General features: G+C 65.5%; 23 protein-coding genes and 1 tRNA gene. 20 read left to right on the plus strand and 4 right to left on the minus strand.

The window, feature by feature from the left end; translation table 11 throughout:
* Positions 1–14: 14 nt before the first annotated feature.
* The gene (locus IFT65_RS04790) at positions 15–551 is read right to left on the minus strand and encodes a Smr/MutS family protein (protein ID WP_188324421.1); all 537 of its coding nucleotides are present in this window, start codon (positions 549–551) and stop codon (positions 15–17) included.
* Between the two features lie 199 nt (positions 552–750).
* Here IFT65_RS04790 and surE point away from each other — a divergent pair, with 199 nt between their 5' ends.
* The 4 genes from surE to IFT65_RS04810 are packed head-to-tail and all read left to right on the plus strand — an operon-like array spanning position 751 to position 3,619.
* Positions 751–1,530, plus strand: a complete 780-nt coding sequence (surE, locus tag IFT65_RS04795; RefSeq protein ID WP_192080738.1) for a 5'/3'-nucleotidase SurE — start codon at positions 751–753, stop codon at positions 1,528–1,530.
* The gene (locus IFT65_RS04800; protein WP_188324420.1) at positions 1,527–2,204 is read left to right on the plus strand and encodes a protein-L-isoaspartate(D-aspartate) O-methyltransferase; all 678 of its coding nucleotides are present in this window, start codon (positions 1,527–1,529) and stop codon (positions 2,202–2,204) included. The genes surE and IFT65_RS04800 overlap by 4 nt, the downstream gene beginning before the upstream one ends.
* Positions 2,205–2,225: 21 nt before the next feature.
* Positions 2,226–2,840: a YqaA family protein gene (locus IFT65_RS04805; protein WP_192080526.1), complete on the plus strand. Its 615-nt coding sequence runs from the start codon at positions 2,226–2,228 to the stop codon at positions 2,838–2,840.
* On the plus strand, positions 2,837–3,619 hold the full coding sequence (locus IFT65_RS04810; protein WP_188324418.1) for a peptidoglycan DD-metalloendopeptidase family protein: 783 nt from the start codon (positions 2,837–2,839) through the stop codon (positions 3,617–3,619). The genes IFT65_RS04805 and IFT65_RS04810 overlap by 4 nt, the downstream gene beginning before the upstream one ends.
* Positions 3,620–4,048: 429 nt before the next feature.
* Here IFT65_RS04810 and IFT65_RS04815 read toward each other — a convergent pair whose 3' ends face one another.
* Together IFT65_RS04815 and yhbY are read right to left on the minus strand one after the other, a co-directional pair.
* On the minus strand, positions 4,049–4,423 hold the full coding sequence (locus tag IFT65_RS04815) for an Mth938-like domain-containing protein (RefSeq protein ID WP_192080528.1): 375 nt from the start codon (positions 4,421–4,423) through the stop codon (positions 4,049–4,051).
* Between the two features lie 18 nt (positions 4,424–4,441).
* Entirely contained in the window at positions 4,442–4,747 is a 306-nt protein-coding gene (yhbY, locus tag IFT65_RS04820) for a ribosome assembly RNA-binding protein YhbY (protein WP_188324416.1), read from the minus strand.
* A gap of 65 nt (positions 4,748–4,812) precedes the next feature.
* On the opposite strand from yhbY, the gene rlmE reads away from it, so the two are divergent.
* The 16 genes from rlmE to IFT65_RS04900 all read left to right on the plus strand — a co-directional run bounded on the left by rlmE (position 4,813) and on the right by IFT65_RS04900 (position 21,431).
* Complete coding sequence (gene rlmE / locus IFT65_RS04825) at positions 4,813–5,445, plus strand: 23S rRNA (uridine(2552)-2'-O)-methyltransferase RlmE (protein ID WP_188324415.1); 633 nt, start codon at positions 4,813–4,815, stop codon at positions 5,443–5,445.
* Positions 5,446–5,508: 63 nt separating this feature from the next.
* On the plus strand, positions 5,509–7,461 hold the full coding sequence (ftsH, locus tag IFT65_RS04830; protein WP_188324414.1) for an ATP-dependent zinc metalloprotease FtsH: 1,953 nt from the start codon (positions 5,509–5,511) through the stop codon (positions 7,459–7,461).
* 125 nt (positions 7,462–7,586) lie between these two features.
* Positions 7,587–7,772 carry a hypothetical protein gene (locus IFT65_RS04835; RefSeq protein WP_188324413.1) on the plus strand — a complete coding sequence of 62 codons (186 nt, stop codon included), beginning with the start codon at positions 7,587–7,589 and terminating at the stop codon, positions 7,770–7,772.
* A gap of 92 nt (positions 7,773–7,864) precedes the next feature.
* Complete coding sequence (gene folP / locus IFT65_RS04840) at positions 7,865–8,761, plus strand: dihydropteroate synthase (protein ID WP_192080530.1); 897 nt, start codon at positions 7,865–7,867, stop codon at positions 8,759–8,761.
* Complete coding sequence (gene miaA / locus IFT65_RS04845; RefSeq protein ID WP_192080532.1) at positions 8,761–9,714, plus strand: tRNA (adenosine(37)-N6)-dimethylallyltransferase MiaA; 954 nt, start codon at positions 8,761–8,763, stop codon at positions 9,712–9,714. The genes folP and miaA overlap by 1 nt, the downstream gene beginning before the upstream one ends.
* Before the next feature lie 102 nt (positions 9,715–9,816).
* A complete protein-coding gene (hfq, locus tag IFT65_RS04850; protein WP_188327310.1) occupies positions 9,817–10,095 on the plus strand; it encodes an RNA chaperone Hfq in 279 nt (92 codons plus the stop codon).
* A gap of 14 nt (positions 10,096–10,109) precedes the next feature.
* Complete coding sequence (gene hflX, locus IFT65_RS04855) at positions 10,110–11,420, plus strand: ribosome rescue GTPase HflX (protein WP_188324411.1); 1,311 nt, start codon at positions 10,110–10,112, stop codon at positions 11,418–11,420.
* 30 nt (positions 11,421–11,450) lie between these two features.
* Positions 11,451–11,945 (plus strand): CinA family protein, encoded by a 495-nt coding sequence (locus IFT65_RS04860; RefSeq protein ID WP_188324410.1) that lies wholly within the window; start codon positions 11,451–11,453, stop codon positions 11,943–11,945.
* A gap of 36 nt (positions 11,946–11,981) precedes the next feature.
* Positions 11,982–13,664, plus strand: a complete 1,683-nt coding sequence (gene ubiB / locus IFT65_RS04865) for a 2-polyprenylphenol 6-hydroxylase (protein WP_192080534.1) — start codon at positions 11,982–11,984, stop codon at positions 13,662–13,664.
* A gap of 1,063 nt (positions 13,665–14,727) precedes the next feature.
* On the plus strand, positions 14,728–15,372 hold the full coding sequence (lexA, locus tag IFT65_RS04870; protein WP_192080535.1) for a transcriptional repressor LexA: 645 nt from the start codon (positions 14,728–14,730) through the stop codon (positions 15,370–15,372).
* A gap of 155 nt (positions 15,373–15,527) precedes the next feature.
* The gene (gene recA, locus IFT65_RS04875) at positions 15,528–16,568 is read left to right on the plus strand and encodes a recombinase RecA (RefSeq protein ID WP_188324407.1); all 1,041 of its coding nucleotides are present in this window, start codon (positions 15,528–15,530) and stop codon (positions 16,566–16,568) included.
* Positions 16,569–16,680: 112 nt separating this feature from the next.
* A complete protein-coding gene (gene recX / locus IFT65_RS04880) occupies positions 16,681–17,178 on the plus strand; it encodes a recombination regulator RecX (protein WP_192080536.1) in 498 nt (165 codons plus the stop codon).
* Between the two features lie 104 nt (positions 17,179–17,282).
* Complete coding sequence (gene alaS / locus IFT65_RS04885) at positions 17,283–19,934, plus strand: alanine--tRNA ligase (RefSeq protein WP_192080538.1); 2,652 nt, start codon at positions 17,283–17,285, stop codon at positions 19,932–19,934.
* Positions 19,935–20,079: 145 nt separating this feature from the next.
* Positions 20,080–20,280 (plus strand): carbon storage regulator CsrA, encoded by a 201-nt coding sequence (gene csrA / locus IFT65_RS04890; RefSeq protein ID WP_042615469.1) that lies wholly within the window; start codon positions 20,080–20,082, stop codon positions 20,278–20,280.
* 81 nt (positions 20,281–20,361) lie between these two features.
* Positions 20,362–20,454 (plus strand) — tRNA-Ser (locus IFT65_RS04895).
* Between the two features lie 209 nt (positions 20,455–20,663).
* Positions 20,664–21,431 (plus strand): response regulator transcription factor, encoded by a 768-nt coding sequence (locus tag IFT65_RS04900; protein WP_342029525.1) that lies wholly within the window; start codon positions 20,664–20,666, stop codon positions 21,429–21,431.
* Here IFT65_RS04900 and IFT65_RS04905 read toward each other — a convergent pair.
* Positions 21,376–22,773: an ATP-binding protein gene (locus IFT65_RS04905; protein ID WP_249405040.1), complete on the minus strand. Its 1,398-nt coding sequence runs from the start codon at positions 22,771–22,773 to the stop codon at positions 21,376–21,378. The genes IFT65_RS04900 and IFT65_RS04905 overlap by 56 nt on opposite strands.
* Positions 22,774–22,905 lie beyond the last annotated feature (132 nt).

Raw genomic sequence — 22,905 nt, forward strand, 5'->3', positions numbered from 1 at the left:
CCCTTTTTTTTGCTCTACCGCGCCAGCAGTACCAGCACCGCGCCGGTGCCGCCTTGGCCGGCGGGGGCCGAGTGGAAGGCGAGGATGTCGTTGCGCAGCCGCAGGTGACGGTCGACCAGGTTCTTCAGCACCGGGGCGCCGCCGTCGGCCTGCAGGCCCTTGCCGTGGATGATCCGGACGCAGCCGTGGTCGTGGGCGTGCGCTTCCAGCAGGAACTGGCGCAGCAGGGTTTCGGCCTGGGCGGCCGTGGCGCCGTGCAGGTCCAGCTCGTCCTGTACCGAGTACTGGCCCTTCTTCAGTCGTTGGAACATGCGCGGGGGCAGGTTGTCACGGCGGTAGCTAAGCGCGTCGCCGGCATCCAGTGGCGGCCCTGCCCGCAGCAGGCGGGCGAACTCCCCCAGTGCTTCCTGGTCGTCGCGTTCGGCCATGCGCGCGCGCGGACGCGGCTTCGGCGCGGCCGGAGCCGGCTCGCTGACCTTGCGCAGCGGCGTGATCTCGCCGATGGCCGAGCGGAACAGTTCGGCAGGATCTTCGTCATGCGGATGCGACATGCTCACAGATTACCGCATGCGGCCCCGGCCATGAGCGCTGTCCAATGACCCATGGCAGGGTAGGCCATGGGGGCGGCTTGCGGCACAATACAGAACGCACTTGCGAGGTTGCGGCATGCGCCGGGGGGAGCGCCGCGACATGTCCATGTCAGCAGTGATGGAAGCAGAAGTCTTGAACGATCAAGTGGTTAAAACGCAGATGCGGGTCCTGGTCAGCAACGATGACGGCGTCGACGCCCCCGGTATCGGCATGCTGGCGTCTGTCCTGCGCGAAGCGGGCCATGAGGTCACCGTGGTGGCGCCCGACCGTGATCGCTCCGGTGCCAGCAATTCGCTGACGCTGGACCTGCCGATCCGCGTGAAGCGCCTGGACCCCTCCACCGTCTCGGTCGCCGGTACGCCTACCGATTGCGTGCACCTGGCACTGACCGGCCTGCTGGACAACGAGCCGGACATGGTGGTTTCCGGGATCAACAACGTGGCCAATCTGGGCGACGACGTGATCTATTCCGGCACCGTGTCCGCCGCGATGGAGGGCCGTCACCTGGGCCTGCCCGCGGTCGCGGTGTCACTGGTGAGCCGCAACCATGAGCCGAAGCATTTCGAGACGGCGGCGCGAGCGGCAGTGGAGATCGTCGCGCAGTTGAAGGCCGATCCGTTGCCGGCCGACACCATCCTAAACGTCAACGTGCCCGATCTGCCCTGGGACGAAGTGAAGGGATTCGAGGTCACGCGTCTGGGCAACCGCCATCGCGCCGAAGGCTGCATCGCGCAGAAAGACCCGCGCGGCAATACGGTGTACTGGATCGGCCCGGCCGGTCGTGAACAGGATTCCGGTCCCGGCACCGACTTCCATGCGGTACGTACCGGCTTCATTTCCATCACCCCGATCCAGGTCGACCTGACCCGCTACCAGGCGCTGGAGAACGTTGCCAGCTGGGTAGGTGGGCTGACTGCCGCGCTGGGCCGACCGGCATGAGCCAGCGCCTGCGCCTGCAGCCGGAAGCCGTCGGCATCGGCATGACCTCCCAGCGGGTGCGTGACCGACTCGTCGAGCGTCTGCGTGAGGCGGGCATCGTGGACGAGGCCACCCTCAACGCCATCCGCGTCGTGCCGCGTCACCTTTTCATCGACGAAGCGCTGGCCTCGCGTGCCTATGAAGATACGGCGCTGCCGATCGGCCATGGGCAGACCATTTCGCAGCCGTGGGTCGTGGCGCGGATGACCGAGGCGGTGCTGCAGGTCGCACCGAAGAATGTGCTGGAAGTCGGCACCGGTTCGGGCTATCAGGCGGCCGTGCTCGGTGCCGTAGGCCTGGAGGTGTTTACCGTGGAGCGGATCGGCGACCTGCTGCGCCAGGCGCGCAAGCGCTTCCGTTCGCTGGCGATGAACATCCGTACCAAGCACGATGACGGCCGCGTGGGCTGGCCGGAGCATGGCCCGTACGATGCGATCGTGGTGACTGCTGCAGCGCCTGCGTTGGTCGACGCGCTGGTGGAGCAGCTGGCGGTCGGTGGACGCTTGGTCGCGCCGGTCGGCGGCCCGGGCGCGCAGTCGCTGGTGCAGTTGGACCGGCTGGAGGATGGCAGCATCACGCAATCCGTGTTGGCGCCGGTCACCTTCGTCCCGTTGCTGTCTGGCATGCTTGACTGAATTTCACGGAGCAGGGCATTCATGAAGATCTTTGGGCCGCTGTACGAGCGGGCGTTAAAGTGGGCCAACCATGAGCGGGCACCGACCTACCTGACGGTGCTGAGCTTCATCGAGGCGATCATTTTCCCGGTGATGCCGGAAGTGATGCTTGCCCCGATGTGCGTTGCCCAGCCCAAGCGCGGCTGGTGGTTCGCCACGCTCAGCCTGTCCGGCTCGATGGTCGGCGCGGTGGTGGGCTATGCGCTGGGTCACTTCGCCTACGAGGCGGTCAAGCCGTTGCTGGATACGATGGGCATGCTGCCGGGCATCGAACGCGGTATCGCGATCGTGCAGGAGAAGATGGCCGATTCGCCGTGGGCTGTGTTCACGTTCCTGGTGCTGGGCGGCTTCATGCCGATCCCGATGAAGGTCTTCACATGGGCGTCGGGTATCGTCGGTGTTCCGATGCCGCAGTATCTGCTGAGCATGCTGATTGGTCGCGGCAAGCGCGTATTCGTGCTGGCCGCCGTCATCCGCATCGGTGGAGCGCGCGCTGAAGCGGCGTTGCGTCGCTGGATTGAACCGCTGGGCTGGATCGCTACTGCATTGGTAGTGGCGATGGTGGCCTGGCTTGTATGGAGGTCGAAGTTCGCATGAGTGCTGATTGTTTGAACAGGGGGTTGCGTCTGGGCGCGCTGGCCATGGCGCTGTCCGCGCTGACCGCGTGCGGCACGGCCACCGTGGTGCGTCCGTCCGGTGGCGGGAGCGGCGGGGCCTCGTCCACGCCGAAGACCTCGGTGGCGCAGCCGGGCAAGACCGTGCGCGTACAGAAGGGCGATACGGTCTATGCCCTTGCGCGCATCCACAGCATCACGCCCTCCGACCTGATTGCCTGGAACAGCCTGTCCAATCCCTCGACGATCTATCCGGGGCAGATCATCCGGCTGTATCCGCAGGGTGCGGGCGGCGGTCGGGTGCCGACCACGGTGGTCACGGCGCCGCGGCCTTCGGGTGGCACGACGACCACGACCACGCCGGTGTCCACGGTGGCCCCGGTGCGCAGCAATGTCAGCTGGCGCTGGCCGGCCGACGGCGCGGTCGTGGGCCGCTACGTGGCGGGTGAAACGACCAAGCAGGGCGTGGACATCGCCGGCACCAGCGGACAGGCGGTAAAAGCTGCCGCCGATGGCGTGGTGGTGTATTCCGGTGCCGGCCTGGTGGGCTATGGCGAGTTGATCATCGTCAAGCACAACGAGCAGTGGTTGTCGGCCTATGGTCACAACCGCAAGCGCCTGGTCAACGAAGGACAGAGCGTGAAGGCCGGTCAGCAGATCGCCGAGATGGGCCGCACCGGTGCTAACCGGGACATGCTGCATTTCGAGATCCGCTACAACGGCAAGCCGGTCGATCCCCAGCAGTACCTGCCAGCGCGCTGAGGTGTTGCCGCTGAGAGCGGTTGCCGTGTTGGTTGTGGGATTTGGCGGCGGGCAGGTGCCGGCGGGACAGATGGGACCCGCCGCAAGTACATCCATGTAGGCTCGTTTCCGCCCATCCATGGGCTCCAACGGTCCCATCTGCCCCGCCGGCACCCGCCTTCGACACATCCCCTCGGCGGGGGGAGAAAGAAAAGCAAAGCGAAGCAAAGCAGCCGATCGTTGGATCGGCTTTGCTTTTGCTTTTTTTTTTCTTCTTTTTCCCCGGCCACCGGCGGACTGTCGGGGCGAGGGGAAGGGCGCTGGGCGGGACCTTGAGCGGCAGGAGCCGCGAAGAGCTACATGGACGTACTTGCGCGTGTCCCGCACAGGGGCGTTCCCCCTCGCCCAACACAGAACCCATGGCCGAAAGCCGCTCTCAGCGGCCAACCCTCATCGCTCGAGAATGAACGCGGCGGCGACCTTGCGGCCTTCGCCGGCGAGGATGTTGAACGTGCGCGCGGCGGCCGGGTTGTTCATCACTTCCAGGCCGATACCGCGCGACAGGCACGTGGCCATCAGCTGCGGCGACGGAAATACCTGACGGGCACCGGTGCCCAGCACGATCAGCACCGGCTCCAGTGTCAGGATCTGCTCCAGATGGGCGACCGTCAGCGCGGCCACCGAAGCGACCGGCCAGTCCTCCACCAGCACCTGGGGGGTGACGATGAAGCTGCTGGCCAGCTCGCGGTCGTTGATGCGCGCCGAATGACCATCCGCACCCCGCAGGGTGTAGGCGTAATCAGGCGCTTCGTGACTGAGTTGCATACGGGGACGGGGCTCCGATCAACCGCGCGGAAGCACGATCTGGCGGTTTTCCTTGCTCGGGCGGTACAGCACGGCGACGTGGCCGATGCGCTGCACCAGGGTGCTGCCGGTCGTGGTCACCAGCTCGGCGATCATGGCGTCGCGGGCTTCGCGATCTTCCGCACCCACCTTCACCTTGATCAGTTCGTGGCGCTCCAGCACCTCTTCCAGCTCGGCCAGGAAGGCCGGGGTCACGCCTTTGCCACCAATCTGGAGCAGGGCTTTGAGGTCGTGGGCTTGGCCGCGAAGAAAACGGGTCTGGGATGCGGTCAGGGCAGTGGACATGCAGGAAAGCGCTGTGACTTGGGGGGTTCAGGGTATCATGGCGACCCCACCCGGCTGTATTTACTATGGTTTCCCGCAGCAAGAGCAGCCAGCGTTGGCTGAAAGAACACTTCTCCGACCCCTATGTGAAGAAGGCGCAGGCCGAGGGCATGCGCTCGCGCGCCGCCTACAAGCTGGAAGAGCTGCTCGAACGTGACCGGTTGCTGAAGCCGCACATGCTGGTCGTGGACCTCGGCGCGGCGCCCGGTGGCTGGTCGCAGCAGGTCCGCCGGCAGATGGGCGATACCGGTCGGGTGTTCGCACTGGACATTCTGGAGATGCCGCCGCTGGCCGGCGTGGACTTCCTTCACGGCGACTTCAGGGAAGAAACCGTCCTATCGCAGTTCGAGGCAATGGTCGGTGAGCAGCCGGTGGACCTTGTGCTCTCCGATATGGCCCCCAATAAGAGTGGAATGGATGCGGTGGATCAGCCGCGGATGATGCACCTGGCAGAGCTGGCCATGGATTTCGCCGACAACCACCTCAAGACCGGTGGGGCATTCCTGATCAAGCTGTTCCAAGGGGTAGGCTTTGACGACTACGTGCGTGAAATGCGCCGGCGGTACGACAAGGTCTCCATCCGCAAGCCGGACGCCTCACGCAAGCGCTCCCCCGAGGTCTATGCCCTCGGACAAGGCAAGCGCGCCACGATCAAGTAAGCTCGACACGCAAGCAGTACCCACGCGCCACCCAGCACAAGAGGAATACCGGAGCCAATGAGGATGAACGACTTGACCAAGAACCTCCTGCTATGGGTGGTCGTCGCCGTCGTGCTGATGGTGGTATTCCAGAGCTTCTCGCCCAAGACCAGTGGTGCGGGCGCTCCGGGTGCCACGTATTCGCAGTTCCTGGACCAGGTGGACAGCGGCACGGTACAGAAGGTGACCTTCGCCGGCGACATGCGCGGCGGCACCAACGAAATCACCTACACCACCCGTGGCGGCCAGACCTCCACCATCACCGCGCCGTTCGATCGCGACCTGATCAACGTGCTGCGCACCAAGAACGTGGAAATCGTCCAGCAGGAGCCGTCCAGCGGTATCTCGCTGGGCGCCATCCTGATGAACTTCCTGCCGGTCATCCTGATCATCGGCTTCTGGCTGTTCATCATGCGCCAGATGCAGGGCGGTGGCGGCGGCGCCAAGGGCGCCATGTCCTTCGGCAAGTCGCGGGCCAAGCTGCAGGGCGAAGACCAGGTCAAGGTCACCTTCGCCGACGTGGCAGGCTGCGACGAGGCCAAGGAAGAAGTCGGCGAACTGGTCGACTTCCTGCGCGATCCGTCGAAGTTCACCAAGCTGGGCGGCAAGATCCCGCGCGGCGTGCTGATGGTCGGCCCGCCCGGTACCGGCAAGACGCTGCTGGCAAAAGCCATCGCCGGCGAAGCCAAGGTGCCGTTCTTCTCGATCTCCGGCTCGGACTTCGTGGAAATGTTCGTCGGCGTCGGCGCCAGCCGCGTGCGCGACATGTTCGAGCAGGCCAAGAAGCACGCGCCGTGCATCATCTTCATCGACGAAATCGACGCCGTCGGTCGCCATCGTGGCGCCGGCCTGGGCGGCGGTCATGACGAGCGCGAGCAGACCCTCAACCAGTTGCTGGTCGAGATGGACGGGTTCGAAGGCGGCGAAGGCGTGATCGTCATTGCCGCGACCAACCGTCCGGACGTGCTGGATCCGGCGCTGCTGCGTCCGGGTCGCTTCGACCGTCAGGTCGTGGTCGGCCTGCCCGACGTGAAGGGCCGCGAGCACATCCTCAAGGTGCACATGCGCAAGCTGCCGCTGGCCGACGATGTCGTGCCGATGGTGATTGCCCGCGGTACGCCTGGTTTCTCCGGTGCCGACCTGGCCAACCTGTGCAACGAGGCCGCCCTGTTTGCCGCGCGCAACAGTGAGAAGGAAGTCCGCATGGACCACTTCGACCGTGCCCGCGACAAGATCCTGATGGGTGCCGAGCGTCGCTCGATGGCCATGAGCGAAGAAGAGAAGACGCTCACCGCGTACCACGAGGCGGGTCACGCCATCGTCGGCCGTCTGGTGCCCGAGCATGATCCGGTCTACAAGGTCACCATCATTCCGCGCGGTCGTGCGCTGGGTGTGACCATGTACCTGCCGGAAGGCGACAAGTACTCGATCAACCGCGTGGCGATCAATTCGCAGCTGTGTTCGCTGTACGGTGGTCGCGTGGCCGAGGAGCTGATCTTCGGTGCCGACAAGGTCACCACCGGTGCCTCCAATGACATCGAGCGTGCCACCAAGATGGCCCGCAACATGGTCACCAAGTGGGGCCTGTCCGAGACCCTTGGTCCGATCGCCTATGGCGAGGAAGACGACGAGGTGTTCCTGGGCCGTTCGGTCACCCAGCACAAGAGCGTGTCCAACGACACCGCGCGCCGCATCGATGAAGAGGTGCGCAGCATCCTGGACAAGGCGTATGCCCGTACCACCGAGCTGTTGACCGCCAACGTCGACAAGCTGCACGCGATGACCCAGCTGCTGCTGCAGTACGAGACCATCGACGCGCCGCAGATCGACGCCATCATGGAAGGCCGCGATCCGCCGCCGCCGATGGGCTGGGCCAAGTCGCCGAACAACAGCGACAACAAGGATGGCGGCAACAATGACAAGGGCGGTGATGCCCGTCCGGTGCCGCCGATCAGTGGGCCGGCTGAGCAGATCTGATCCGCCAAGCGTGATCGTGCAGGAAAAGGCCGGGGAAACCCGGCCTTTTCCGTTCATGTGTTCCGTGCACGGGGCGGGCCGGTGCGGGACAATAGGACGACGTTCCTTCCACCCCCGGATGCCTCATGTCGACGCCCCCTCCCGAGCCGATTTCCCACACCACCGAAATGGTCATCGCCACCGTCGTCGGCGTGGCCGTCGGGCTGGGCATGGACAACCTGCTGCTGGGCTGCGGGGTCGGTATCGCGCTGGGTATCGTGCTGAGCATCGGCAAGACGCTGTACGTGGATCGCAAGCGCCGCAAGCGCTGACTCCCCCTGCTGGTCGCGCCGCGGCATGCCCGGCGGATCGGTTGAATTTCCTGTTCACGGCCAGCGGCCGTCACTACGCCCGAGGGTCCGCCATGTTCGATATCTCCCCCCAGCTTGATTGCGCCGGTCGTGTTCTGCGGCTGGACCGTGCGCAGGTGATGGGTATCGTCAACGTCACCCCGGATTCTTTCTCCGACGGCGGCGCTCACGACAGTGCCGACGCCGCGGTAGCTCATGGCCTGAAACTGGTGGAAGAAGGAGCGGACCTCCTCGATATCGGCGGGGAATCCACCCGCCCCGGCAGTGCGCCGGTGTCGCTGGAGGAAGAACTGCGCCGGGTACTGCCGGTCATCGAGCAACTGGCGGCGCGCACCGCTGTGCCGATCAGCATCGACACCTTCAAGCCGGAGGTGATGCGTGCCGCCGTCGCTGCGGGCGCCGGCATGATCAACGACATCCATGCGCTGCGTCAGCCTGGCGCGCTGGAGGCCGTGGCGGATACCGGCGTGCCGGTAGTGCTGATGCACATGCAGGGCGAGCCCGGCAGCATGCAGGCCGACCCACAGTACGACGACGTGGTCGCGGAGGTGCATCGTTTCCTCGTGCAGCGGCTGTTTGCTGCCGAAATGGCAGGCATCGCCAAGAAGAACCTGATCGTCGATCTCGGTTTCGGCTTTGGCAAGACGCTGGAGCACAACCTCACGCTGTTGGCCCGCTCGGAACGCTTCATCGAACTGGGCGTGCCGATGCTGGCCGGTTTGTCGCGCAAGCGCATGCTGGGCGAGATCACCGGCCGCGACGTACCCGCGGACCGGCTCGCCGCCTCGGTGGCGGCGCACGTGATCGCCGTGCAGCGTGGCGCGCGCATCGTGCGCGTGCACGACGTGGCGGCCACGGTGGATGCCCTGAAGCTGTGGCAGGCGGTGCAGGCCGTGCCTGCCGTGCGCAAGGACGCCGCGCCCAGCATCCGTTGGCCGGACGAAGACTGATGGCAATCGATCGGCGGCCACTTGCCATCGCGGTGATGGGCCCGACCGCCAGCGGCAAGACAGCCACCGCGATCGCGCTGGCCCAGCAACTGGATGGAGAAATCGTCAGCGTCGATTCGGCGCTGGTGTATCGCGGGCTGGATATCGGGTCGGCCAAGCCCGACGCCGCCGAACGCGCGCAGGCGCCGCATCACCTGCTGGACCTGTGTGACCCGTGGCTGGCGTTTTCGGCCGCCGAGTTCGCCACCGCCGCCCGCCGCGCCGTGGATGACATCGTCGCGCGCGGCAAGCTGCCGATCCTCGCCGGTGGCACCGGGCTGTACTTCCGCGCGCTGCTGGAAGGGCTGTCGCCCATGCCGCCCGCCGATGAGGCCACCCGGGCGCAGCTCAGCGCGGAGGCGGCCGAGCGCGGCTGGGCGGCCCTGCATGCTGATTTGGCGAAGGTCGATCCGCAGGCCGCCGCACGCATCCACGCAACGGACCCGCAGCGTATCCAGCGGGCGCTGGAAGTGCATCGGCTGACCGGCCAGCCGATCAGCCACTGGCAGCGCCAGCCGGGCGAGGGCAGGTTGCCGCTGCGGACGCTGAAGCTGGTGCTGGCGCCACAGGATCGCGCAGTGCTGCACCGGCGCATCGAACAGCGCTTCGACGCCATGCTGGCGCAAGGCTTCCTGGATGAGGTGCATGCGCTGCGCGCGCTGCCCGCCATGGCCGCCGTGCCCAGCCCGTTGGATCTGCCCGCCGTGCGTGCGGTGGGCTACCGCCAGGCCTGGGAGTTGCTCGATGGCCACGTGGATGCGGCCGCTTTCCGTGACAAGGCGATATTCGCCACACGCCAGTTGGCCAAACGGCAACTGACCTGGTTGCGCGGGGAACTTGATGCGCGCTGGTTCGATCCCCATCTAGAACATCAGCGGATGGCTGCAGCGGTCTCCGCCTTCGTCCCGTCCTGAAAGCGTCCCATGCGCCTGCCGTGTACCATCGGCAAGTCGGTGGTTGGCTGGGGGGCCGTGGTAGCTGCCGACACCCATAAAAACAATAATCAGGAGTTAGCCATGTCCAAGGGGCAATCGCTGCAGGACCCGTTTCTGAATGCACTTCGGCGCGAGCGCGTGCCGGTCTCGGTGTATCTGGTGAATGGCATCAAGTTGCAGGGCACGATCGAATCGTTCGACCAGTTCGTGGTGCTGCTGCGCAATACCGTCAGCCAGATGGTCTACAAGCACGCCATTTCCACGGTGGTGCCAGCGCGTAATGTGAAGATGGGCCCGGGCGGCGGTCTGGTGCAGTCCAACGAGGACGGCCAGCAGGCAGGTGATGACTCAATTGAATAACCTTGGAGTGGTTCGTGTTTGATCGCTCGAAAAAGGGCGAAAACGCCCTGTTGATCCAGCCCCATATGGGCAAGCTGGAAGAAGACGTGCTGGAAGAGTTCGGTGACCTGGCACGCTCGGCGGGTGCCAGCATCGCCGCCACCATCACGGCACGCATCGACCGGCCCAGTCCGTCGACGCTGATCGGCAGCGGCAAGCTGGAAGAAGTGAAGGCGGCCGCCGATGCCAGCGGTGCCGACCTGATCCTGGTCAACCATGCGTTGAGTCCGGGCCAGGAACGCAACCTGGAGAAATTCCTGGAGCGCCGGGTGATCGACCGTACCGGTCTGATCCTGGATATCTTCGCCCAGCGCGCTCGCAGCCATGACGGCAAGCTGCAGGTCGAGCTTGCCCAGTTGCGGCATATGTCCACGCGCCTGATTCGTGGCTGGACCCACCTGGAGCGCCAGCGCGGTGGCTCCATCGGCCTGCGCGGCCCGGGTGAGACGCAGCTGGAAACCGATCGCCGCCTTTTGCAGAAGCGCGTCGAACAGCTGCAGAAGCGTCTGGAAAAAGTGGAAGTGCAGCGCACGCAGATGCGCCGTGCGCGCCTGCGCAGTGAGCTGCCGCGCGTGGCCCTGGTGGGCTACACCAACGCCGGCAAATCCACGTTGTTCAATGCGCTGACCGGTGCGGACGCCTACGCGGCCGACCAACTGTTCGCCACGCTGGATCCCACCGTGCGGCGCATCGTGCTGCCCGGCGGCAACGTGGTGCTGGCCGATACCGTCGGCTTCGTGCGCGACCTGCCGCATGACCTGGTGGCGGCGTTCCGTTCCACATTGTCCGAGGCGCGCGACGCCGACTTCCTGCTGCATATCGTCGATGCCGCCGATCCGCACCGCGAAGAACGCATCGCCCAGGTCGACGAGGTGCTGACCGCCGTGGGGGCAGGTGATCTGCCGCAACTGCTGGTCTTCAACAAGATCGACCGCATCGACGGGGCCGACGTCCGCCACGACGGCCAGGATGGCGTGCCGGACGAGTCGCGCCGCGAACGCGTGTGGATTTCCGCTCGCGATGGGCGCGGCCTGGAGCTGTTGCAGAGCGTACTGGGCCAGCGCCTGGGCCTGCAGCACGTGACGGCTGAGCTGCGTCTGCCGCCCTCTGCGGGACGGTTGCGGGCCAAGCTGCATCAGCTGGAAGTGGTAGGCGAGGAAGTAAGCGATGAAGATGGCTGGTTGCTGCAGGTGAACATCCCGATCGCCGAAGCGGAGAAACTCGCCGCCGGTGAAGACGGTGCTCCGATCCGCGCGCTGCTGCCCGAGAAACTGCCGGAGTGGTAGCGTGGGCTGCCCCCTTGCCGCAGGATCGCCATGACCGTTCCCACTGATGACATGCTGGCCACCCTGGCCAGCGAACTGGGCCAGACGCTGCGGCTCGCCCAGCTGCAGCTGGTCACCGCCGAAAGTTGCAGCGGTGGCTGGATCGCCAAGTGCATGACCGATATCGCCGGCTCTTCGGCGTTCTTCGACTGCGGGATGGTCGTGTACAGCTACGAAGCCAAGCAGCGCCTGTTGGGTGTCCGTGCGCAGACGCTGGAAGTGTTCGGTGCGGTCAGTCGCGAGACGGTGCTGGAGATGGTGTCCGGTGCCCTGATCAATTCCGGCGCTGGGGTGGCGATCGCCGTGACGGGTATCGCCGGTCCTGGCGGTGGCAGCGATGACAAGCCGGTCGGCAGCGTCTGGATCGGCTGGAAGCGGCGCGGCGGCTACGCGCAGGCACAGCTGTTCCATTTCCACGGCGACCGCGACGCGATCCGTCGGCAGACCGTTTCGGCGGCGTTGCACGGGATGCTCGCCCAGCTGTGAGATGCTGGCCGCTCACTCGGCACGGAGCGGTCTTCGATGTGGGAAACACTGGGCACGGTCCGTGACCTTGGACGTCTGCAGGAAATCGCGGCGGTCCTGATCCGTTATGGGTTCGGTGATCTGGTGCGGCGGATCGGCTTGGCCGATGTGCTCGAGCGCGCAGGTCGCCTGCTGCACTGGGGCGATGACAGCAGCCAGCGGCTGCCGATGACCGCGCCGATGCGTGTGCGCCGTGCGATGGAAGAGCTCGGTCCTACGTTCGTCAAGTTGGGACAGGTGCTGGCTACCCGCGTAGACCTGTTCCCGCCCGAATGGATCGCTGAATTTTCCGAACTGCAGAATGCGGTGCCGGCGCTGCCCTATGCGCAGATCCACGAGCAGTTGAAGCGAGACGTCGGTGGCGAGCCGGCGCAGGTATTTGCATGGCTGGACGAAACGCCGCTGGCCGCCGCCTCGCTGGCGCAGGCGCATCGTGCGCGGCTGCACGACGGCCGCGAGGTCGTGCTGAAAGTGCGTCGCCCCGGCATCCGTGACGTCGTCGAGGCGGATCTGCGCCTGTTGGCACGGCTGGCCGAAATCATCGAAGCGCGGCTGCCGGACCTGCGTCGCTATCATCCTGCCGAGGTGGTGCAGCAGTTCACCACGTCGCTGCGTCGCGAGCTGGATTTCGCGGCCGAGTGCCGCAACGCCGAGCGCATCGCACGCGACTTTGAAGGTCGCCAGGACATCCTGATCCCGCAGGTGCATTGGCAGTGGACCTGCGAGAGCTTGAACGTCCAGGATTTCGTCGACGGCATCTCCGGGCGTGACCTGGCCAGCGTGGATGCCGCCGGGCTGGACCGGCGCCAGCTGGCCAACCGCGGCGCTGATATCGTGCTGAAGATGGTGCTGCAGGACGGCTGTTTCCACGCCGATCCGCACCCGGGCAACATCATCTACCTGCGCGACGGGCGCATCGGGGTGATCGATTTCGGCATGGTGGGTACGCTCTCCGAGTCGCGTCGATTCCAGGTCGCACAGTTGCTGCACGGACTGGTCGAACAAGAGCCGGAGGCCGTCGCCGATATCCTGTTGGACTGGGCGGGCGGCGTAGCGGTGGACGAAGGACGCCTGCAGCAGGACATCAGCCAGTTCGTCGACCGCTATCGCGGTGTCCCGCTGAAGGACCTGCGCATCGGCTTGATGCTCAGTGACATCACCTTGCTGCTGCGCAGCTACAACCTGATGCTGCCGGCGGATCTGGCGCTGATGATCAAGGCCTTCCTGACCCTGGAAGGGATGGGGCGGCAGCTGGATCCCGAATTCGACATGGCCAGTGCCGCGCGCCCGTTCCTGGAGCGTGTGGTGATGCAGCGCTATGCGCCGCGCGCACTGCTGCGACGGGGACGACGCAGCCTGCTGGGAATGATCGACCTGGCTGGCGAGCTGCCACGCGATCTACGTCGGCTGGTGCAGGCAGCACGCCGCGGTCGCCTGCAGATCAAGGTCGAAACCAATGCGCTGAAGGGTTTCGGCGATCAGGTGAACCAGGCAGCGAACCGGCTGGTGGTGGGCATCATCACCGCGGCGCTGATCATCGGCTCGTCGATCGTCATGCACAGCGTGGGTGGGCTTTCCAGCCGCTGGCTGCTGGTGCTGGGCGTCGGCGGCTTCATCGGCGCGGGGCTGTGCGGGGTGTGGATTCTGTTTTCGATCTGGCGCAGCGGCCGCCGTCGGTGAGGCGGGCGAACGGCTGAGCCCCTCGTGGTGGGTCGGTTGGAGCTGCCTACTGTGGGGTTGGCCGGGCGGGGGGGGTGGTGGGGGACGGCAAGAGCTGCATCCATGCGGGCCTCGTTTCGTGCCATCCATGGCACTCAACGCCCCCACCAACCCCTCCCGCCCGGCCCTGACAGTCCGCGTGTGCGTCCCACCACGTAAAAAGAAAAAGGTAGCGCCGACCCATGGTCGGCGAGCGCAGCGGGCCGTTGGCGGAAACATCGGGCGAACGGCTGAGCCCCTCCTGGTGGGTCGCTTGGAGCTCTCTGGATTTGGCCGGGCGGGAGGGGGTGGTGGGGGACGGCAAGAGCTGCATCCATGCGGGCCTCGTTTCGTGCCATCCATGGCACTCAACGCCCCCACCAACCCCTCCCGCCCGGCCCTGACAGTCCGCGTGTGCGTCCCACCACGTAAAAAGAAAAAGGTAGCGCCGACCCATGGTCGGCGAGCGCAGCGGGCCGTTGGCGGAAACATCGGGCGAACGGCTGAGCCCCTCCTGGTGGGTCGCTTGGAGCTCTCTGGATTTGGCCGGGCGGGAGGGGGTGGTGGGGGACGGCAAGAGCTGCATCCATGCGGGCCTCGTTTCGTGCCATCCATGGCACTCAACGCCCCCACCACCCCCTCCCGCCCGGTCCTGACAGTCCGCGTGTGCGTCCCACCACGTAAAAAAGAAAAAGGTAGCGCCGACCCATGGTCGGCGAGCGCAGCGGGCCGTTGGCGGGAACATTCCGCCGAGCACGGCTCGGCGCTTCCGCTTCCGCTTCTGCTTTTCCTTTTTTTTGTCCGTGGTGGGCGCACGCGAACCGTCACAGGGCCGGGCGATGGGGCTGGGCGGGGGCGTTGAGCGCCAAGGATGGCGCGAAACGAGGCCCGCATGGATGCGGCCCTTGCCGTCCCCCGCCCAGTCCCATCGCCCGGCCCAATCACCGTAAACCGCTCTCTGCGACCCACCACAACGCGCCCAGCCGTTCGCCGCCACATCGGAGGCACTTGCGACACGATTGAGTTAGTAGTATTACTACTAACCATGGATACGACGACGCTCTCCGAAACCCAGCAGGCCATCCTGCAGATGATCACCGACCGCATCGAAAGCGATGGCGTGCCGCCGTCGCAGACCGAGATCGCGCGGGCCTTCGGCTTCAAGGGGGTGCGCGCAGCGCAGTATCACCTTGAGGCCTTGGAAGCGGCCGGGGCGATCCGCCGCGTGCCGGGGCAGGCGCGTGGTATCCGGCTGATGCAGGCCCCGCCGTTGAAGCAGGTGGCCGATCCGGCGCTGGATGACAGCGTGCTGCGCCTGCCCGTGCTGGGGCGTGTCGCCGCCGGCCTGCCGATAGGGGCGGACATCGGATCGGACGATTTCGTCGTGCTCGACCGGGTGTTCTTCTCGCCTGCGCCGGATTACCTGCTGAAGGTGCAGGGCGACTCGATGATCGACGAAGGCATCTTCGACGGTGACCTGATCGGCGTGCATCGCACCCGTGATGCGCGCACCGGGCAGATCGTGGTGGCGCGGATCGACGAGGAAATCACCGTCAAGCTGCTGAAGATCGGCAAGGACCGGATCCGCCTGCTGCCGCGAAACCCGGACTATGCGCCGATCGAAGTCCAACCTGACCAGGATTTTTCCATCGAAGGCCTGTACTGCGGCCTGCTGCGACCCAACCGCTGAACATCCCGGGGACGGCTGCCGCTGACGTCTGCGGCGATAATGTTCGACTTGCCCGGCCCGCGTCTCACTCTGTGCGATGAGCGGCCGCTACAGTCTCCCCCGAACCCGAGTTGACCACGATTAAAAAGATGACCACTACTTCAAGGACCAAGACAATGGACGAGAACAAGAAGCGCGCCCTGGCCGCCGCTCTGAGCCAGATCGAAAAGCAGTTCGGCAAGGGTTCGGTGATGCGCATGGGCGACCGCGTTGTCGAGCCTGTCGAGATCATCCCGACCGGTTCGCTGATGCTGGACATTGCCTTGGGCATCGGCGGCCTGCCGAAGGGCCGGGTAGTGGAAATCTATGGCCCGGAATCGTCCGGCAAGACCACGCTGACGCTGCAGGCGATTGCCGAATGCCAGAAGAAGGGCGGCACGGCAGCGTTCATCGACGCCGAGCATGCGCTGGATCCGATCTATGCCGGCAAGCTGGGCGTCAACGTAGACGACCTGCTGCTGTCGCAGCCGGATACCGGTGAGCAGGCGCTGGAAATCGCCGACATGCTGGTGCGCTCCAACTCGGTGGACATCGTGGTGATCGACTCGGTCGCCGCATTGACGCCGAAGGCGGAAATCGAAGGCGAAATGGGCGACCAGCTGCCGGGTCTGCAGGCCCGCCTGATGAGCCAGGCGCTGCGCAAGCTGACCGGCAACATCAAGCGCTCCAACACGCTGGTGGTGTTCATCAACCAGCTGCGCCACAAGATCGGCGTCATGATGCCGGGCCAGAGCCCGGAAGTGACCACCGGCGGCAACGCATTGAAGTTCTATGCCTCGGTGCGCCTGGATATCCGCCGTATCGGCGCGATCAAGAAGGGCGACGAGATCATCGGCAACCAGACCAAGATCAAGGTGGTCAAGAACAAGCTGGCGCCCCCGTTCAAGCAGGTCATCACCGAGATCCTGTACGGCGAAGGCATCAGTCGCGAAGGCGAGCTGATCGACATGGGCGTGGAAGCCAAGCTGGTCGAGAAGGCAGGCGCCTGGTACAGCTACGGTGAAGAACGTATCGGCCAAGGCAAGGACAACGCCCGCGGCTACCTGCGCGACAACCCGAAGGTCGCCCAGAAGCTGGAAGCGGAACTGCGTGAGAAGTTCCAGCCGGCCGAGGCGCCCAAGGAAGCGGGCGACGAAGACGACGCCGAAGAAGCGTAAGCAGTGCCTGCGGGGCAGGGCGGCGCCGTCAGTGACGTCGCCCTGTCCCGCAGCTCTTGATGCCCGTTGGTCGGGTGGCGTGACGCCACGACGCTGACGGAAGGATGTGGACATGCACGACGAAACCGAACCGCCCGCCGCTCCGGCCCGCAAGCGCCGACGGCCTGAGCTGACGCCGCTGCAACGCGCGCTGGGCCTGCTGGTGCGGCGCGAGCACTCGCGTAAGGAGCTCGGCCGGAAGCTGGTGGCCCGCGGCATCGAACCCGAGCAGGCCCAGGCCGCCGTGGACCGGCTGACCAGCGAGGGCTGGCAGGACGATGAGCGCTTTGCGGAAACACTGGTGCGCAACCGCGCCAATGGCGGCTACGGCCCGCGCCATATCCTCGCCGAGCTGGGTACCCACGGTCTGGACAGCGACGCCGTGAGTGCGGCGATGGATCGGTACGAAGGGGATTTCCTCGAAAACGCCCGCGACCTGGTTCGCCGTCGATTCGGCGAGGAAGGGCCGCAGGATCTGCCCCAGCGGCGCAAGGCCGCCGACCTGCTGGCCCGCCGCGGGTTCGATGGCGACACCATCCGCCGCGCTACCCGCTTCGATGCAGAGGACTGAGCGGCGCTGGCCTGTTACCCTTCAGGGTTTCGGAGGTCCGAAATCCGACCCTGGCCAGTGTGGCTGGCGGCGGTGGCTCTCCGGCCCGCAGACTGCCAGCCCCCATGACCGCATCCGCCAAATTCACCACCTCCCAGATCCGCAGTGATTTCCTTGAGTTCTTCAAGGGAAAGGGGCACACCATCGTGCCGTCGGCCCCCTTGGTGCCCGGCAATGACCCGACCCTGCTGTTCACCAATTCCGGCATGGTCCAGTTCAAGGACGTGTTCCTCGGTGCGGAAAAGCGCAGCTACGTGCGCGCCGCCGATGTGCAGCGCTGCCTGCGTGCGGGTGGCAAGCACAACGACCTGGACCAGGTCGGCTACACCGCACGTCACCACACCTTCTTTGAAATGCTGGGCAACTGGTCCTTCGGCGACTATTTCAAGAAGGATGCGATCGCGTGGGCATGGGAGCTGCTGACCCAGGTCTGGAAGCTGCCGGCCGATCGCCTGCTGGTCACCGTCTACCAGACCGATGACGAAGCCTATGCACTGTGGCGCGACATGGTGGGCATCCCCGAAGAGCGCATCGTGCGCATCGGCGACAACAAGGGCGCCCCGTACGCCTCGGACAATTTCTGGCAGATGGCCGACACCGGGCCGTGCGGTCCCTGCACGGAAATCTTCTATGACCATGGCGATCATATCGCCGGTGGTCCGCCGGGTTCGCCGGACGAAGACGGTGACCGCTTCATCGAAATCTGGAACCTGGTGTTCATGCAGTTCGATCGCCAGCCCGATGGCACGCTGACCCCGCTGCCCGCGCCGTGCGTGGATACGGGCATGGGTCTGGAGCGCTTGGCGGCGATCCTGCAGCATGTGCATACGAACTATGAAATCGACCTGTTCCAGGCACTGATCCGCAAGGCCAGCGAGCTGACCGGCATGGGCGATCTGGAAAACAAGTCGCTGCGCGTGATCGCCGATCACATCCGCGCCTGTTCCTTCCTGATCGTGGACGGCGTGCTGCCGTCCAACGAAGGCCGCGGCTACGTGCTGCGCCGTATCATCCGCCGCGCACTGCGCCATGGCTGGTTGCTCGGCGTGCGCCAGCCGTTCTTCAGCAAGTTGGTGCCCACGCTGGTGGAGCAGATGGGTGTGGCCTATCCGGAGCTGCCGGCCACGGCCGACACCGTGACCCGTGCGCTGAAGGCTGAGGAAGAGCGCTTCGCTGAAACGCTCGATGCCGGCATGAAGATCTTCGAAGACATCGCCAGCCGTGCCAGCAACAAGGTGATTCCGGGTGTGGATGCCTTCCGTCTGTTTGACACCTATGGCTTCCCGCTGGACCTGACTGCCGATATCGCCCGCGAGCGCGACATGACGGTGGACACGGCGGGGTTCGATGCGGCGATGGAACAGCAGCGCGAAACCGCGCGCGCCGCGGGCAAGTTCGGTGGCGGCGTGTCGCTTCCGGCTGATCTGGTGGCCACGCTGAAGCCGACCGTGTTCCTGGGCTATGACGCGTTGCAGTCCGATGGCCTGCGCGTGGTGGCCCTGCTGAAGGACGGTCGCCCGGTACAGGCCGTGCAGGCCGGTGATGCGGTCATCGTGCTGACCGAGCAGACGCCGTTCTATGCCGAATCCGGTGGCCAGGTGGGCGATACCGGCGTGCTGTCGGCCAACGGCGTGCGCGTGGACGTAGCGGAAACCCAGAAGTTCGCGGGGCAGTTCCATGGCCATGTCGGCACGCTGGCCGAAGGCAGCCTGAAGGTCGGCGACGTGCTGGCCGGGCAGGTCGATGCCGAGCGCCGTGGCGCCACCATCCTCAACCACTCCGCCACGCACCTCCTGCATGCCGCCCTGCGCGAAGTGCTGGGTACTCACGTGCAGCAGAAGGGCTCGCTGGTGGCTCCGGATCGCCTGCGCTTCGACTTTTCGCATTTCCAGCCGATCAGCGCCGAAGAACTGGCGATCATCGAGCGCAAGGTCAACCAGCAGGTACGCATCAACAACGCCGTTGAAGTGCACAACATGGGCATGCAGGAAGCGCTGGACTTCGGCGCAATGGCCCTGTTCGGCGAGAAGTACGGCGAGAACGTGCGCGTCCTGAAGATGGGCGACTACTCGACGGAGCTGTGCGGTGGCACCCACGTCAGCCGCACCGGTGACATCGGTCTGTTCAAGATCACGTCCGAGGGCGGCGTGTCGTCCGGCGTGCGTCGCATCGAGGCCGTGACCGGCCAGGGTGCGCTGGACCATGTGGATGCCGAAGAAGCGCGTCTGGCCGAAGCCGCCCATCTGCTGGGTGGCAGCGCGGCCGATGTGGTGGAAAAGATCCGCGTGCAGGTCGCACGGCAGAAACAGCTGGAACGTGAGCTTGAATCGTTGAAGGCCAAGCTGGCCGCCGGTGCCACGGCGGACCTGTCGTCGCAGGCGGTGGACGTGGCCGGAGTGAAGCTGCTGGTCGCCCGGCTTGAAGGCTTTGACGCAAAAGCCCTGCGTGATGCGGTGGATCGCCTGAAGCAGCAGCTGGGTGATGCCGTGATCCTGTTGGCCGGCACCCAGGACGGCAAGGCCGCGCTGGTCGCTGGCGTGAACGGCAGTGCAACCGGCAGGGTCAAGGCGGGGGAACTCTTGGCCCACGTCGCCAGTCAGATCGGGGGCAAGGGCGGCGGTCGCCCGGACTTGGCCCAGGGTGGTGGTGAGGACGGGCCCGCCCTTGCATCTGCATTGGCGGCGGTTGCCGATTGGGTCAAGTCGCGTCTCGTATGAACCGCAGCCCTCTCGTGCCTTGTGGCTGCGGGAGGGCTGACGGTACCATTGGCCATCTTTTTCCCTTAAACGTGGGGCGGGCCTTGACGGTCTGCCAGGCCGGTGGGGGATACCCTTCCACACGGTTTCATGGAGAATTACTGCAATGTTGATCTTGACCCGCCGCGTTGGCGAAACCCTGATGATCGGCGACTCGGTCAGCGTTACTGTGCTCGGCGTCAAGGGCAACCAGGTCCGTATCGGCATCACGGCACCGAAGGACGTGGCCGTCCATCGCGAAGAAATCTACCAGCGCATCCAGCGCGGAGATGAAGCTGCGACCAGCAGTGAAGATTCTGCTGAATAAGGCTTTACCTGCGGCCGCGAAAAACGTTATTATTCGCGTCCCCGCTGCGGAGTACTTCTCCACCAGCGGTTGCACTACCCCGGAGCGATGCCCGAGCGGCTGAAGGGGCTCCCCTGCTAAGGGAGTATAGGGTCAAAAACTCTATCGAGGGTTCGAATCCCTCTCGCTCCGCCACATACGAAAACGCCTGCAGAGTTGATCTGCAGGCGTTTTTTTTTGCCTTCAGCCAGCGCACGCGCCGTGCACGGCAGCGTTGAGAGTCGACCCGGTGTTCGAGCCGCCGAGCATGACGCCGCGCAACCGATTGTCTGCATATCGACGCCGTTGACGTCAGCGGACTGCAATACACTGGGCTTCGTCGTCCCGGTGGTCCTGGTAGCGCCTTGAACGCTTCATCCGAAACCGAAGTGCCTGACTCGCTGATCTGCGTCGCCCTGCTGGAGGACGACGACATGCTGCGCGACCGGGTGCTGTTGCCGGGGCTGCGTCGCCATGGTTTCAACGTACTGCCCATGCGTACTGTGGCCGAACTCGAACAGGTGCTGCAGCACCGTCGGCTGGACCTGATCGTGCTGGATATCGGGCTACCTGATGGCGATGGTCTGGTTGTGACCCGTGATCTGCAGCAGCGCTTCCCTGGCCTTGGCATCGTCATCCTGAGTGGCCGTGGCAGCGCCCCGGACATGGTGCAGGGACTGAGCCAAGGCGCCGATGCGTATCTGGCCAAACCGGTGGAAATCGAGATGCTGGCGGCGACGCTGTTCAGTGTCGCGCGGCGGCTGCAGCGCGTCGCCGTCGGTGCGACGGTTGCCGCGGAGCGTGATATGGCCAGTGCCCCGGCCGCCGCGGACTGGGTCCTGCAGGATGATGGCTGGTGCTTGTTCGCACCGGATGGCCGTGCGCTAGCCTTGACCAGCTCCGAGCGGCGTGTGCTGTTGTGTCTGTGGCGCACGCGCGGACGGCTGGTGCAGCGCGATGCCTTGCTGGCGACCTTGGGCGGCGAGCTCGGCATGGAGATCGACCCGCATCGGCTGGATGTGCTGCTGCACCGGTTGCGGCAGAAAGTGCTGGAGCGCACAGGCAGTGCGCTGCCCCTTACCTCGATTCGTGGGCAGGGGTATCTGTTGATGCCTGTGGCAGGCGCAGGCTGAAACACGCCCCCACCGCGCGCGTGCTGTCCACGCTGATCGTGCCCCCGGCGTCGCGTGCCATTTCCCACGCTACCGCCAACCCCAGGCCGGTGCCCTGGCCGGTCGGCTTGGTGGTGTAGAACGCTTCGAATACACGCGCGGCGACGTCCGGGCTCATGCCGGTGCCGGTGTCGGCCAACTCCAGCAGTGTCCAGGTGCCTTCGTGCTGGATGCTGATCGAAAAACAACCGCCGGCGGGCATCGCATCGCGCGCATTGGCGGCGAAGTTGAGCAGGACCAGTTCGAACTGGCTGCGATCCAGACGAACCGTGCACGGCTGTGCGGGGACGGTCACCTCCAGTGCCACGCCGGGGCCGAGCAGCTGGCGCAGCATCGGCCGCAGCTCCTGCACGGCGTGGCCGACGTCGAACACCACCGGCACCAACAGGTCCTGGCGGCTGAAACTGAGCAGCTTGCGGGTCACGCTGATGCCACGTTGGGCGGCCTGTTCGACGCCTTCCAGCGCATCGGCCAGCTGCGGTGCCTCGCTGGCAGCATCGAAATCCAGTTCATGGATGCGGTGGCGCAGCGAGGCGTGGCCGATGATGCTGCCCAGGATGTTGTTGAAGTCATGCGATATGCCGCTGGTGAGCTGGCCGACCGTCTCGATCTTCTGCATGTGCAGCAGCCGCTGCTGCACGCGTTCGCGTTCGCGCATCTCCTCGCGCATCCGGCGTGCGGCATGTTGCGCGCGCGCCAATCCTTCGCGCAGCGCGGCGACGGTGCGGTCCAGCACCAGGGTGATCATCAGGTAGCTCAGTGCAAGCGATGGCAGGTTCTGGAACCGGCTGCCGCTGCCCGACGGAGGCTGCCCCCACGGGCTGCCCATGCCCAGCACGAACATCAGCGGGATGCAGGCGTAGACACTCCACAGCGCACCGCGACCGATCACCAGCGCGGCCAGGGTAAGCAGCAGCATCGGATAAGGATCGAAGGCCTGCAGCTGGTAACCGAAGGCGAGGTTGGCGATGAGCGCGCAGCACATCGTGACCGTGATGAACATGGCCGTGCCGGGCTTGACCAGCCCGCGGCGGATCATCAGCACACCGCTCCACGCTGCCACCGTCATCGCGGAATCGGTGCCGATATCCACCGCCAACTGCGCGGCGTTCATCTGTATTTCGTAGGTAAGCAGGTGATAGAGCTTGTTGAGCGGTATTTCCACGCCCAGGAAAATCAACAGGATCTGCAGTGCCGGCGCGTTGCGGCGGTCAATCGGATCAGCCACCGGCACGCGGCGCAGCCATGCCGCCGCCCGGCGCCATGGCGCCCACGTGACCCGCTGCAGTCCAGGCATCCCCATGCGGTGAGTCTAGCGTGAGGAAGCAGAGAGAATGCGTGCATTGAAGCGACGTCGTCGCTGTCGGTAAATCGAGGTACGGAACGCGTCGGCCAAGGGGGCCCGGTGCGGCCAACCCTTCCTCCGGACAACCCA

The sequence above is a fragment of the Stenotrophomonas sp. CFBP 13725 genome, assembly GCF_014841935.1.
In the GTDB taxonomy this organism is placed as follows: domain Bacteria; phylum Pseudomonadota; class Gammaproteobacteria; order Xanthomonadales; family Xanthomonadaceae; genus Stenotrophomonas.

Bases quoted from the DNA above. Each gene is read 5' to 3' on its own strand.
- IFT65_RS04790 (WP_188324421.1), bottom strand. From the start codon at position 551: ATGTCGCATCCGCATGACGAAGATCCTGCCGAACTGTTCCGCTCGGCC.
- surE (WP_192080738.1), top strand. From the start codon at position 751: ATGCGGGTCCTGGTCAGCAACGATGACGGCGTCGACGCCCCCGGTATC.
- IFT65_RS04800 (WP_188324420.1), top strand. From the start codon at position 1,527: ATGAGCCAGCGCCTGCGCCTGCAGCCGGAAGCCGTCGGCATCGGCATG.
- IFT65_RS04805 (WP_192080526.1), top strand. From the start codon at position 2,226: ATGAAGATCTTTGGGCCGCTGTACGAGCGGGCGTTAAAGTGGGCCAAC.
- IFT65_RS04810 (WP_188324418.1), top strand. From the start codon at position 2,837: ATGAGTGCTGATTGTTTGAACAGGGGGTTGCGTCTGGGCGCGCTGGCC.
- IFT65_RS04815 (WP_192080528.1), bottom strand. From the start codon at position 4,423: ATGCAACTCAGTCACGAAGCGCCTGATTACGCCTACACCCTGCGGGGT.
- yhbY (WP_188324416.1), bottom strand. From the start codon at position 4,747: ATGTCCACTGCCCTGACCGCATCCCAGACCCGTTTTCTTCGCGGCCAA.
- rlmE (WP_188324415.1), top strand. From the start codon at position 4,813: ATGGTTTCCCGCAGCAAGAGCAGCCAGCGTTGGCTGAAAGAACACTTC.
- ftsH (WP_188324414.1), top strand. From the start codon at position 5,509: ATGAACGACTTGACCAAGAACCTCCTGCTATGGGTGGTCGTCGCCGTC.
- IFT65_RS04835 (WP_188324413.1), top strand. From the start codon at position 7,587: ATGTCGACGCCCCCTCCCGAGCCGATTTCCCACACCACCGAAATGGTC.
- folP (WP_192080530.1), top strand. From the start codon at position 7,865: ATGTTCGATATCTCCCCCCAGCTTGATTGCGCCGGTCGTGTTCTGCGG.
- miaA (WP_192080532.1), top strand. From the start codon at position 8,761: ATGGCAATCGATCGGCGGCCACTTGCCATCGCGGTGATGGGCCCGACC.
- hfq (WP_188327310.1), top strand. From the start codon at position 9,817: ATGTCCAAGGGGCAATCGCTGCAGGACCCGTTTCTGAATGCACTTCGG.
- IFT65_RS04860 (WP_188324410.1), top strand. From the start codon at position 11,451: ATGACCGTTCCCACTGATGACATGCTGGCCACCCTGGCCAGCGAACTG.
- ubiB (WP_192080534.1), top strand. From the start codon at position 11,982: ATGTGGGAAACACTGGGCACGGTCCGTGACCTTGGACGTCTGCAGGAA.
- lexA (WP_192080535.1), top strand. From the start codon at position 14,728: ATGGATACGACGACGCTCTCCGAAACCCAGCAGGCCATCCTGCAGATG.
- recA (WP_188324407.1), top strand. From the start codon at position 15,528: ATGGACGAGAACAAGAAGCGCGCCCTGGCCGCCGCTCTGAGCCAGATC.
- recX (WP_192080536.1), top strand. From the start codon at position 16,681: ATGCACGACGAAACCGAACCGCCCGCCGCTCCGGCCCGCAAGCGCCGA.
- alaS (WP_192080538.1), top strand. From the start codon at position 17,283: ATGACCGCATCCGCCAAATTCACCACCTCCCAGATCCGCAGTGATTTC.
- csrA (WP_042615469.1), top strand. From the start codon at position 20,080: ATGTTGATCTTGACCCGCCGCGTTGGCGAAACCCTGATGATCGGCGAC.
- IFT65_RS04905 (WP_249405040.1), bottom strand. From the start codon at position 22,773: ATGGGGATGCCTGGACTGCAGCGGGTCACGTGGGCGCCATGGCGCCGG.